Genomic DNA, 13,162 nt, shown 5'->3' with positions numbered 1-13,162 from the left:
ATTGCTAAACAATTGAATAATTTTATCGGAAATTCCTAAAAGTTCTGATAATGGCATAAATCCGAAATTTTGGATTTGAGCCACCAGTTCAAGAATCTGACTTTCAACACGCGCCACGACCGTGTGGCGGGATTGGGAAACAGCGAGGGAAGCCAGAAGGCACTTAACATGCTCTTTGCCATACGCACCATACAGGAGCGCACAGGAAAAGACTTGGGTGCGACCTTCCTCTCCGGCACGACTATCAGCAACTCACTGACTGAATTGTACCTGCTGTTCAAGTACCTGCGCCCGAAGGAGCTGGAACGGCAGGACATAAGGTGTTTCGACGCTTGGGCGGCGATATTTGCCAAGAAGACGACGGATTTTGAATTTAACGTGACGAACAATGTGGTCCAGAAGGAGCGTTTCCGCTACTTCATCAAAGTGCCGGAGCTTGCCGCCTTCTATAATGAAATCACGGACTACCGCACGGCGGAGGATGTGGGCGTTGACCGTCCTGCCAAGAACGAGATACTGCACCATATACCGCCCACGCCGGAACAGGAGGACTTCATACAGAAACTGATGCAGTTCGCCAAGACGGGCGATGCCACCTTGTTGGGCAGGCTGCCGCTTTCGGAAACGGAAGAAAAGGCGAAGATGCTCATCGCCACGGACTATGCCCGGAAAATGGCACTCGACATGCGCATGATAGACCCGAATTACGAAGATCATCCCGACAACAAAGCGAGTCACTGTGCCAAGATGATCGCGGAGTATTATCAAAAATACGACGCCCAGAAAGGCACGCAGTTCGTTTTCTCTGATTTGGGGACATACCAGCCGGGCGACGGGTGGAACGTCTATTCGGAAATCAAGCGCAAACTGACGGAGGACTACGGTATACCGCCAAGCGAGGTGCGCTTCATTCAGGAGTGCAAGACCGACAAGGCGCGGAAGGCGGTGATAGACGCCATGAACGCCGGGACGGTGCGTGTGCTGTTCGGCTCTACCTCTATGCTCGGAACGGGTGTGAACGCCCAGAAACGGTGTGTGGCTATCCATCATCTCGATACGCCGTGGCGACCGTCCGACTTGCAACAGCGTGACGGACGCGGAGTTAGGGCAGGTAATGAGATTGCCAAACATTTCGCCGGGAACAACGTGGATGTAATCATCTACGCGGTGGAGAAGTCACTGGACAGCTACAAGTTCAACCTCCTGCACTGCAAGCAGACTTTCATAAGCCAGCTCAAAAGCGGTGCGATGGGTGCGCGTACCATCGACGAGGGGGCAATGGACGAAAAATCGGGCATGAATTTCTCGGAATACATGGCGTTGCTCTCCGGCAATACCGACCTGTTGGACAAGGCGAAACTGGAAAAGCGGATCGCATCGCTCGAAGGGGAACGCAAGTCGTTCAACAAGGGCAAGCGTGATTCGGAGTTCAAGCTGGAGTCAAAGACCGGCGAGTTGCGCAACAACACGGCTTTCATAGATGCCATGACGGAGGACTGGAACCGCTTCCTGTCGGTGGTGCAGACCGACAAGGAGGGCAACCGCCTTAATATAATAAAGGTGGACGGAGTGGATTCCGCCGATGAGAAGGTCATCGGAAAGCGTTTGCAGGAGATAGCCAAGAATGCCACGACCGGAGGGTTGTACACGCAGGTCGGTGAACTTTACGGTTTTCCGATAAAGGTGGTGAGCGAAAGGATACTCAAAGAGGGATTGGAGTTCACCGACAACCGCTTCGTGGTCGAGGGGAACTACAAGTACACCTACAACAACGGGCATCTGGCGATGGCTGACCCGTTGGCCGCCGCCCGCAACTTCCTCAACGCGATGGAGAGGATACCCTCCATCATCGACCAGTACAAGGCGAAGAACGAGGTGCTGGAGATGGAGATACCGCAGTTACAGGAGATAGCGGGTAAGGTGTGGAAGAAGGAGGACGAGCTGAAGCAGTTGAAGTCCGAACTTGCCGCCCTTGACCGAAAAATTCAGCTGGAGCTTGCGCCACCCACGCCCGAAGTCGCAGAAAAGGAGAATGAAGGGCAACAGCTCAAGCCGGAAGCGGAAGATGTGAGGAACAGGCAGGCGCAATATCCCGAAAATGCACCGCCGCAGATACGCAGTCCGGCGGATAGTATCGTTGCCAACCATGTCATAATCGGGCGTCCGGGACTGTATGCCAAGGAGGAAACCCGGTCCAAAGGATTGAAAATATAACCTAAGGAATTTTATCTGAAGTATTAATAAGGGCTATCCCAAAAGGTCTAAAAGTAAATTTTATCCTTTCTGCAAGTATCTATAGGATGGCAACTGCATTTTTTTCTTTTTGGGCAGCCCTTATTAAAATTTATTCTTATTTTAGGTTATATACATTCATGTCCATTTATGTAAAAAATTCCTGCTGACCTTGTTTATGTCTTGTCAGTCACCATTTGCAAAACCATATTTGACCCTCAAAGAGGCTGAATTTGATAAGTAACTTGCTACATACTCATAATAAGGAGCTAAATAGAACACGAATGGGAAATACACAAATGCTAAACTAAAGAAGATATTGGCCAAAATAAACGCTATACCGAGAGAGAAACTTGATTTTTCAACTTCCTAAAACGGTGTTGTTCAAACATTTCTACTTATTTGTACTTGCCAGTTGAACCTACGCTTCCCTAATAAAATGTCTATGGTAAAAAGTTAAAAAATCCTCCCACTTTTGTTAGATATATTTTTTTGTGTAATTTTGTAATCGTTATGCGGCAGTAATAATATACATATTAATACGAGTTAGTAATCCTGTAGTTCTCATATGCTACGAGGAGGTATTAAAAGGTGCGTTTCGACAATGCATCTACTGTAGTATATTATTGCTTAATCCAAATGAATATTATAAATTTAGGAATTCTTGCTCACATTGATGCAGGAAAAACTTCCGTAACCGAGAATCTGCTGTTTGCCAGTGGAGCAACGGAAAAGTGCGGCCGTGTGGATAATGGTGACACCATAACGGACTCTATGGATATAGAGAAACGTAGAGGAATTACTGTCCGGGCTTCTACGACATCTATTATCTGGAATGGAGTGAAATGCAATATCATTGACACTCCGGGACACATGGATTTTATTGCGGAAGTGGAGCGGACATTCAAAATGCTTGATGGAGCAGTCCTCATCTTATCCGCAAAGGAAGGCATACAAGCGCAGACAAAGTTGCTGTTCAGTACTTTACAAAAGCTGCAAATCCCGACAATTATATTTATCAATAAGATTGACCGTGCCGGTGTGAATTTGGAGCGTTTGTATATGGATATAAAAACAAATCTGTCGCAAGATGTCCTGTTTATGCAAACTGTTGTCGATGGATCGGTTTATCCGGTTTGCTCCCAAACATATATAAAGGAAGAATACAAAGAATTTGTATGCAACCATGACGACGATATATTAGAACGATATTTGGCGGATAGCGAAATTTCACCGGCTGATTATTGGAATACGATAATCGCTCTTGTGGCAAAAGCCAAAGTCTATCCGGTGCTACATGGATCAGCAATGTTCAATATCGGTATCAATGAGTTGTTGGACGCCATTTCTTCTTTTATACTTCCTCCGGCATCAGTCTCAAACAGACTTTCAGCTTATCTCTATAAGATAGAGCATGACCCCAAAGGGCATAAAAGAAGTTTTCTTAAAATAATTGACGGAAGTCTGAGACTTCGAGACGTTGTAAGAATCAACGATTCGGAAAAATTCATCAAGATTAAAAATCTAAAGACTATTTATCAGGGCAGAGAGATAAATGTTGATGAAGTGGGTGCCAATGATATCGCGATTGTAGAAGATATAGAAGATTTTCGAATCGGAGATTATTTAGGTGCTAAACCTTGTTTGATTCAAGGATTATCTCATCAGCATCCCGCTCTCAAATCCTCCGTCCGGCCAAATAAGCCCGAAGAGAGAAGCAAGGTGATATCCGCTCTGAATACATTGTGGATTGAAGACCCGTCTTTGTCCTTTTCCATAAACTCATATAGTGATGAATTGGAAATCTCGTTATATGGTTTGACCCAAAAGGAAATCATACAGACATTGCTGGAAGAACGATTTTCCGTAAAGGTCCATTTTGATGAGATCAAGACTATCTACAAAGAACGACCTATAAAAAAGGTCAATAAGATTATTCAGATCGAAGTACCACCCAACCCTTACTGGGCCACAATAGGGCTGACTCTTGAACCCTTACCGTTAGGGGCAGGGTTGCAAATCGAAAGTGACATCTCCTATGGTTATCTGAACCATTCTTTTCAAAATGCCGTTTTTGAAGGGATTCGTATGTCTTGCCAATCTGGTTTACATGGATGGGAAGTGACAGATCTGAAAGTAACTTTTACTCAAGCCGAGTATTATAGCCCGGTAAGTACACCTGCTGATTTCAGACAGCTGACCCCTTATGTCTTCAGGCTGGCTTTGCAACAGTCAGGTGTGGACATTCTCGAACCGATGCTCTGTTTTGAGTTGCAGATACCCCAAGTAGCGAGTTCCAAAGCTATTACAGATTTGCAAAAACTGATGTCTGAGATTGAAGACATCAGTTGTAATAATGAGTGGTGTCATATTAAAGGGAAAGTTCCATTAAATACAAGTAAAGACTATGCCTCAGAAGTAAGTTCGTACACTAAGGGCTTAGGCATTTTTATGGTTAAGCCATGTGGGTATCAAATAACAAAAGACGGTTATTCTGATAATATCCGCATGAACGAAAAAGATAAACTTTTATTCATGTTCCAAAAATCAATGTCATTAAAATAATGGAGCGGTCAGGAAATTTCTATAAGGCAATACGGTTGGGATATATACTTATCTCCATTCTTATCGGATGTATGGCATATAATAGCCTCTATGAATGGCAGGAGATAGAAGCATTAGAACTTGGCAATAAAAAAATAGACGAGCTCCGAAAAGAAATAAACAATATCAATATTCAAATGATAAAATTTTCTCTATTGGGTGAAACAATACTGGAATGGAACGATAAAGATATCGAGCATTACCATGCACGGCGTATGGCAATGGACAGTATGCTCTGCCGTTTCAAGGCCACCTATCCAGCAGAGCGCATCGATAGTGTGCGCAGTCTTTTAGAGGATAAGGAACGACAGATGTTCCAGATAGTCCGGTTAATGGATGAACAACAATCTATTAACAAGAAGATAGCCAATCAAATTCCGGTTATTGTACAGAAAAGTGTGCAGGAACAGTCCAAAAAGCCAAAACGAAAAGGTTTCTTAGGCATATTCGGCAAAAAAAAGGAAGTAACTCCAGCAGTATCAACCACTATCCTTCATTCGGTCAATAGAAACGTAATCAGCGAACAGAAAGTGCAGGATCGCCAATTGTCGGAACAAGCCGACAGCCTTGCAGCTCGTAATGCAGAACTTAACAGACAACTGCAAGAATTGATTTGCCAAATAGAAGAAAAGGTACAAACCGAACTGCAAAGCCGGGAAAACGAAATAGTTGCCATGCGTGAAAAGTCATTTATGCAAGTAGGCGGTTTAATGGGATTCGTTCTTCTATTGTTGTTAATTTCCTACATCATCATACATCGTGATGCAAAAAGCATTAAACAATACAAGCACAAGACAACTGATTTGATAAGGCAACTGGAACAATCCGTACAACGGAACGAGGCACTGATAACGTCAAGGAAGAAGGCGGTACATACTATCACCCATGAACTGCGCACACCGCTGACAGCAATAACAGGCTATGCCGGACTGATACGGAAAGAACAGTGTGAGGATAAGTCCGGGCAGTATATCCAAAACATACTGCAATCCTCCGACCGTATGCGGGATATGCTTAACACTTTGCTTGACTTCTTCCGCCTGGACAACGGCAAGGAACAGCCCCGTCTGTCACCCTGCCGGATTTCAGCAATCACGCACACACTTGAAACGGAGTTCATGCCTGTTGCCGTGAACAAAGGGCTGTCCTTGTCCGTGAAGACTGGACACGATGCCATTGTATTGACCGACAAAGAGCGAATAATACAAATCGGGAATAACCTGCTGTCAAACGCTGTCAAGTTCACAGAAGAAGGCGGTGTTTCTTTGATTACTGAATATGATAATGGAGTTCTGACACTGGTCGTTGAAGATACAGGTACAGGCATGACAGAAGAGGAACAGAAACAAGCGTTCGGTGCGTTTGAACGTCTATCAAATGCCGCCGCAAAGGAGGGTTTCGGGCTTGGGCTTGCCATAATGCGTAATATTGTGTCGATGCTTGGCGGAACAATCCGTTTAGACAGCAAGAAAGGGAAAGGCAGTCGTTTCACAGTTGAAATTTCTATGCAGGAAGCTGAAGAACAGCTTGGATATACAAGCAATACACCTGTTTATCATAACAATAAATTCCATGATGTTGTCGCCATTGACAATGATGAGGTATTACTTCTGATGCTGAAAGAGATGTATTCCCAAGAAGGAATACACTGCGACACTTGCACCGATGCTGCGGCACTGATGGAAATGATACGCCAGAAAGAATACAGCCTGTTGCTGACAGACTTGAATATGCCCGATATAAACGGTTTCGAATTGCTGGAACTGTTGCGTTCGTCCAACGTGGGCAATTCACCAACAATCCCGGTGGTTGTGGCAACCGCTTCGGGCAGTTGTAACAAAGGGGAACTATTGGCAAAAGGCTTTGCCGGATGCCTGTTCAAACCGTTCTCCATATCGGAACTGATGGAGGTTTCCGACAGGTGTGCCATAAAAGCGACACCGGACGGGAAACCGGACTTTTCCGCCTTATTGTCCTATGGCAATGAAGCCGTCATGCTGGAAAAGTTGATAACTGAAACAGAAAAGGAAATGCAGGCGGTACGGGATGCAGCAAAAGAAAAAGACCTGCAAAAGCTGGATTCCCTGATCCACCACCTGCGCAGTTCGTGGGAGGTGCTCCGTGCCGACCAACCGCTGAATGTACTTTACGGATTGCTTCGTGGCGATGCTCTCCCGGATGGTGAAGCGTTAAGCCATGCCGTGACTGCCGTGCTGGATAAGGGAGTGGAAATAATACGGTTGGCAGAAGAGGAAAGGAGAAAATACGAAGATGAATAAGACAAAAATAATTGTGGTGGAAGACAACATCGTGTATTGCGAATATGTCTGCAATATGCTGTCACGGGAGGGCTACCGCAATATGAAGGCTTACCACCTCTCAACCGCGAAGAAACATCTGCAACAGGCAACAGATAATGATATCGTGGTTGCCGACCTGCGTCTGCCTGACGGCAGTGGCATAGACCTTTTGTGCTGGATGCGAAAGGAGGGAAAGATGCAGCCCTTCATCATTATGACCGACTACGCCGAAGTTAATACCGCCGTGGAAAGCATGAAACTCGGCTCGATAGACTATATTCCCAAACAGCTTGTGGAGGATAAACTTGTCCCCCTGATCCGTTCCATACTGAAAGAACGTCAGGCAGGACAACGCCGTATGCCTATATTCGCCCGTGAAGGTTCCGCCTTTCAGAAAATCATGCACCGCATAAGGCTGGTAGCCGCCACCGATATGAGCGTGATGATATTTGGTGAGAACGGCACGGGCAAGGAGCATATTGCCCACCTGTTGCATGACAAGAGCAAACGTGCAGGCAAGCCATTTGTGGCGGTGGACTGCGGTTCACTCTCCAAAGAGCTTGCACCGTCGGCTTTCTTCGGACACGTCAAAGGTGCATTTACAGGTGCGGACAATGCCAAGAAAGGATATTTCCATGAGGCGGAAGGCGGCACGTTGTTTCTGGACGAGGTAGGAAACCTCGCGTTGGAAACCCAACAGATGTTGCTCCGTGCCATACAGGAGAGGCGGTATCGCCCGGTCGGAGACAAGGCAGACCGGAATTTCAATGTCCGCATCATCGCTGCTACCAATGAAGATTTGGAGGTATCGGTGAATGAAAAGCGTTTTCGGCAGGATCTTCTGTACCGCCTGCACGACTTCGGGATAACCGTTCCTCCGTTGCGTGACTGTCAAGAAGACATTATGCCGCTGGCAGAGTTCTTCCGTGATATGGCAAACAGAGAGCTGGAGTGTAGCGTGAGCGGGTTCAGTTCCGAAGCACGTAAAGCGTTGCTGACACACGCATGGCCGGGCAACGTGCGGGAACTTCGGCAGAAAGTTATGGGTGCTGTATTGCAGGCGCAGGAAGGTGTTGTCATGAAAGAGCATCTGGAACTTGCCGTGACGAAACCGACCTCTACTGTCAGCTTCGCCTTGCGCAATGACGCGGAGGATAAGGAGCGGATATTGCGTGCGTTGAAACAGGCAAACGGCAACCGGAGTGTCGCCGCAGAACTGCTCGGCATAGGCAGGACAACACTATACAGCAAACTTGAAGAGTATGGACTTAAATATAAATTCAAGCAATCATAGCCCGTAATTCACTGAATTTGGCTATCTTTGCATAACATTTGAGAAAAACGGCGATTGGCAGGAGCTTTTCGCCGCCAACATATAGGATAAGACCGCAAGGCGTTTCAAGCGAAAATCTGGTAAATTGGAACTACGGAGACGATTGCGTGATGCTTATGCTATGCTTACGCATAGCGTGCATTCACGTACTCTCCGTAAAGGCTTTACCAGAGCCATCGCTTGAAGGTAGTGTGAATTGCACGCTACTTTTTTACCCTTGCCTAACGAAAGGAAACGATTATGGGTAAAGTTCAGATTCTCGCCGTACTGACGATGGACGGATGTCTTTCTTCAGAGTTATATGATAAAGCACATCAGGATTTGTGCCTTGACCGTTGCGGTCTTGATGAAATCAGGAAGAAAGCCTTTTACCGTGTGACACCGGACTATTCCATTTCAATGCTGCACGAATGGAGAAAAGACTGCACAAACATCCGTTACCTCGCGGAAGCCACACCGGACACGGCAGACTATATAAACGGACTGCTGCGGATGCACGCTGTGGATGAAATCATACTATACACCGTTCCTTTCATATCCGGAAGCGGACGACATTTTTTTAAGTCGGCTCTGCCAGAGCAACACTGGACGCTTTCCTCTTTGAAAAGCTATCCCAACGGTGTATGTCGCATTATCTATATCCTTGATAAAAAAGCAAGATAGCCAAAATGTGCGGCAAGCATACATTTCTATTTTCAGGAATAGAATAAATGTTCCGATTACAAACAATTTAAGTCGGAGATAATTTGTCCTTGTGAAAAAATACTGAATTTTATACCTCTGAAATCCAGCACTTTGTAAAATTGAGTGTTGGATTTTTTATTTTCTGCCGCGTTTTTTGCCAATTATATTCATGTGCGCACGCAGAAAACAAAGTGTAATTTTCAAAATTGACAGAACCATGAATTATTTCTTGCTGGCGGAAACCGACTTTTTCCGCCTGATAAACGAAGCCGGCGACTGCAATATGGAAACGGCATACACGGCTTTCGCCACCCAAGTGATCGAACTGTGCAACGGCGGCATGGACATGAACCTTACCGTCATCGCGCTTGCCTACATCGAAATCGAGTTGCAGCACCATCCCGTACGTAATCTGTCAGAAGAAAAAAGAGAGATTGCCGCCTACGTCAGCAAGGCTCTGTCTTTCGTAAGAAAGATGCAGAAATTCCTTGCCACGCCCCAAGTGCCACCACTAATATCCGCCAACAACGCAACAGAAACCACCGCCAGCCTTCTTCAATGGACGGGCAATGCCATCGACCTCGTGGAACTTATCTACGGCATAGACGTGATGGGCTGCATCAACAACGGCAATATGCCGCTCAAACAGCTCGCCCCACTTCTCTATAAGATATTCGGGGTTGATTCTAAAGACTGCTACCGCTTCTACACTGATATCAAACGCCGGAAGAACGAAAGCCGCACCTATTTCATTGACAGGATGCAGGAAAAACTGAACGAGAGAATGTTGCGTGATGAGGAGTTGGAGCGGATGAGAAAATAAAAAAATATCCATTACATATGAGAAGACAGGAATACTCGTATCCTGTCTTTTTATTTTCATTTAATTATATATTAATTAGCACAATATATGTGAGTTTTTCATTCCTATAAGGACAAATTTCAGAAACGTATGTCTGGTAAATTATTGAGTCATCATAGTATGAACATATATCATTACTAAAAACAATGAAACAACTTCCATAAGATTGTGGTTGTAAAAATCGCCATTTAATAGCCCGTTTTTTTTGTAAAATTCGCCAATTAAAAAAATATGATTATCTTTGCATTATATTTTATAAGGTATGGAAACAGTAAATAGAATACTTCAAGAGAAGATTACAGCACGAATCGCGCCCAATAAAGCAGTACTGATTTTTGGTGCTCGCCGTGTTGGTAAAACGGTAATGATGCGTAAAATTGTGGACAACTATTCAGGTAGGACGATGATGCTCAACGGCGAAGACTACGACACATTAGCACTATTGGAGAATCGCTCAATAGCCAATTATCGGCATTTATTGGATGGTATTGATTTGCTGGCTATTGATGAGGCACAGAACATACCACAAATCGGTAGTATTCTGAAGTTGATAGTTGATGAAATACCGGGAATAAGTGTCTTGGCAAGTGGTTCTTCGTCATTCGATTTGCTGAATAAGACTGGTGAACCGTTGGTCGGCCGCAGTACGCAATTTCTCCTTACACCATTCTCGCAACGGGAAATCGCACAGACGGAAACGGCACTTGAAACCCGCCAGAACCTCGAAGCGCGCTTGATTTACGGTTCCTATCCCGAAGTAGTAATGATGGAGAACTATGAACGTAAAACAGACTACCTACGTGATATTGTCGGTGCATACCTGCTTAAAGATATCTTAGCAATTGACGGCTTAAAAAATTCGAGCAAGATGCGCGATCTACTGCGATTGATAGCTTTTCAGTTGGGCAGCGAAGTTTCTTACGAAGAGTTAGGTAAACAACTCGGCATGAGCAAGACGACCGTTGAAAAATACCTCGACCTATTGGAAAAGGTCTTCGTTATCTATCGTCTGGGGGCTTATTCGCGTAACCTACGCAAGGAGGTTACAAAAGCTGGCAAGTGGTACTTCTACGACAACGGCATTCGCAATGCCATTATCGGGGCTTTCTCACCGCTGGCCATTCGGCAGGATGTCGGTGCGCTGTGGGAGAACTACATCATCGGAGAGCGGCGCAAAGCGAACTTCAATGAGGGACTGCACAGGGAGTTCTATTTCTGGCGCACCTACGACAAACAGGAAATCGACCTGATTGAGGAGAGTGCCGACAGTCTTACCGCCTTGGAGTTCAAGTGGGGAAATAAAATGCCGGCCGCACCGAAAGCCTTCCAAGAAGCCTATCCCTATGCCGAGTTTCATGTGGTAAATCGGGAGAATTATTTGGAGTTCGTATAATCAATAAATTACGTATATGGAAACAAAACTACAATCCAAACAGCAATATCCGCGGTTTATCCAAAATAAACCGTGTGGTATTGACAAATTCGATGGAGGTTCGCAAGAAAGGTTGGCAAAAACTATTGCTCGCCATTTTTGTCAGAATGATTCATTGGATGAGGAATGTACTTTACCTCGAATTATCGGCATCGAAGGTATTTGGGGATCTGGAAAATCCAACGTGGTTAAAATGTTGGAACGTGAATTATCAGACGACTATTACTTTTTTGAGTATGACGCATGGGGACATCAAGAGGACTTGCAACGCCGCTCTATATTGGAATTGCTTACAAGCAAACTTATTGATGATGGTATCCTATCTGGAAATGCAACAATAAAAGTCAAAGGTGGAGGTACGAAAACCGTATCATGGTCTGAAAAGCTGAAATATTTATTAGCCCGTAAAACGGAGACCGTAACCGAAAAATATCCCCTTATCAGTAATGGTATGGTTGCGGCATTTTTGGTTGCAGTTTTAACTCCGATATTTACATTTATTGCGTATGCAGTAAAACCTACACCCACAACATGGTGGTTTTCTTTATTGTCTATTATCATAGCTGCACTGCCAGTTCTTATTGCATTGTGCGTTTGGAAATGGGCATATAGCAAAGATCATAAATATGGATGGAGTTATATGTTAGCTATTTATCAAGATAAAGTCGAAAAGGACGTTTGCTATGAGACTTTGAGCGAAGACGAACCAACGGTTTACGAGTTCAAAACATGGATGCAAGACATTTCTGATTTTATCAAGGAAAAAGGACAACGTAAATTAGTCCTTGTTTTTGACAACATGGATCGTCTCCCCGCTGAAAAAGTAAAAGAATTATGGTCTTCTATCCATACGTTCTTCGCCGATAGCGGTTTTGAAAATGTTTGGGCTGTTATTCCTTTCGATGAAACACATTTAGCTTGTGCATTCGGAGATGAGACCGACGAACAAACGAAACAACTGACCAAGTATTTTATCAATAAAACTTTCCCTATTGTTTATCGTGTTGCTCCTCCTGTTATTACCGACTATCGAAGTATATTCAACAAACTGTTTGTTGAAGCATTTGGAGAAACAGAAAATGAAGCGAAAGAAACTATAAATCGGATATTCAGATTGGTAAATCCTAATGCCAATGTTAGGGAAATTATATCATATATCAATGAGATGGTCGCTCTTAAACAAGAGTGGTGTAACGAAATTTTGATGATAAACATAGCATTGTTCTGTTTGAAGAAGACGGATATTCTGGCAAATCCAGTAGAACAAATATTGTCCGGCGACTATCTGAATGGCATTCAAACAATAATTAACAATGATCTGCAAACACAACGCGAAATTGCAGCTTTGGTATATGGTGTCGATGTTGAAGATGCTCGACAAATTCCATTGAAAAAATATATTGAAGGCTGCATCAACGGAGAAGAAGACCACGACATAAATCAATATGCAGAGACTAATAAACAATTTGACACTGTATTAGAAGAAGTTATACAATGTATGGACAATGCGCTTATCGATAAGATTATACATTGTTTGCATAAATTAACTCGAAAGAGCGATGTTATTCTGCGTGTATGGCAAAGAATAGCACAATTGAAATTAAAAGAATCCATAGAGAAGCAGGTGTTCCCTGTCGAATACCAAGAACTGCTGTTGCATTTAGACACGCCGTTCATTGATTCTGCAAAACAAAGATTTTTATATGGATTTAATA

The 13,162-nt window shown here is 44.3% G+C and carries 6 protein-coding genes and 2 pseudogenes; all 8 read left to right on the top strand.

The window, feature by feature from the left end; translation table 11 throughout:
- Positions 1-69: 69 nt before the first annotated feature.
- A pseudogene (locus KTG12_RS06025) lies at positions 70-2,214 on the top strand (helicase-related protein); the annotation flags it as partial.
- 657 nt (positions 2,215-2,871) lie between these two features.
- Entirely contained in the window at positions 2,872-4,797 is a 1,926-nt protein-coding gene (tet(Q), locus tag KTG12_RS06020; RefSeq protein WP_004291466.1) for a tetracycline resistance ribosomal protection protein Tet(Q), read from the top strand.
- Complete coding sequence (locus KTG12_RS06015) at positions 4,797-7,115, top strand: ATP-binding protein (RefSeq protein ID WP_004291467.1); 2,319 nt, start codon at positions 4,797-4,799, stop codon at positions 7,113-7,115. The genes tet(Q) and KTG12_RS06015 overlap by 1 nt, the downstream gene beginning before the upstream one ends.
- Complete coding sequence (locus KTG12_RS06010; RefSeq protein ID WP_004291471.1) at positions 7,108-8,430, top strand: sigma-54 dependent transcriptional regulator; 1,323 nt, start codon at positions 7,108-7,110, stop codon at positions 8,428-8,430. The genes KTG12_RS06015 and KTG12_RS06010 overlap by 8 nt, the downstream gene beginning before the upstream one ends.
- 279 nt (positions 8,431-8,709) lie before the next feature.
- A complete protein-coding gene (locus KTG12_RS06005; RefSeq protein WP_004291474.1) occupies positions 8,710-9,132 on the top strand; it encodes a dihydrofolate reductase family protein in 423 nt (140 codons plus the stop codon).
- 238 nt (positions 9,133-9,370) lie between these two features.
- The gene (locus KTG12_RS06000; RefSeq protein WP_004304269.1) at positions 9,371-9,976 is read left to right on the top strand and encodes an RteC domain-containing protein; all 606 of its coding nucleotides are present in this window, start codon (positions 9,371-9,373) and stop codon (positions 9,974-9,976) included.
- Positions 9,977-10,277: 301 nt separating this feature from the next.
- Positions 10,278-11,408, top strand: a complete 1,131-nt coding sequence (locus tag KTG12_RS05995) for an ATP-binding protein (protein WP_004291480.1) — start codon at positions 10,278-10,280, stop codon at positions 11,406-11,408.
- Between the two features lie 16 nt (positions 11,409-11,424).
- Positions 11,425-13,116 (top strand): annotated as a pseudogene (locus tag KTG12_RS05990) (P-loop NTPase fold protein); the annotation flags it as partial.
- Positions 13,117-13,162 lie beyond the last annotated feature (46 nt).

The sequence above is a fragment of the Parabacteroides sp. MSK.9.14 genome, assembly GCF_019041495.1.
In the GTDB taxonomy this organism is placed as follows: Bacteria; Bacteroidota; Bacteroidia; order Bacteroidales; family Tannerellaceae; genus Parabacteroides; species Parabacteroides merdae.
This window is presented reverse-complemented; position numbering and strand designations above follow the sequence as displayed.

Coding starts and splice junctions, on each gene's coding strand:
- KTG12_RS06015 (WP_004291467.1), top strand. CDS start 4,797: ATGGAGCGGTCAGGAAATTTCTATAAGGCAATACGGTTGGGATATATA.
- KTG12_RS06010 (WP_004291471.1), top strand. CDS start 7,108: ATGAATAAGACAAAAATAATTGTGGTGGAAGACAACATCGTGTATTGC.
- KTG12_RS06005 (WP_004291474.1), top strand. CDS start 8,710: ATGGGTAAAGTTCAGATTCTCGCCGTACTGACGATGGACGGATGTCTT.
- KTG12_RS06000 (WP_004304269.1), top strand. CDS start 9,371: ATGAATTATTTCTTGCTGGCGGAAACCGACTTTTTCCGCCTGATAAAC.
- KTG12_RS05995 (WP_004291480.1), top strand. CDS start 10,278: ATGGAAACAGTAAATAGAATACTTCAAGAGAAGATTACAGCACGAATC.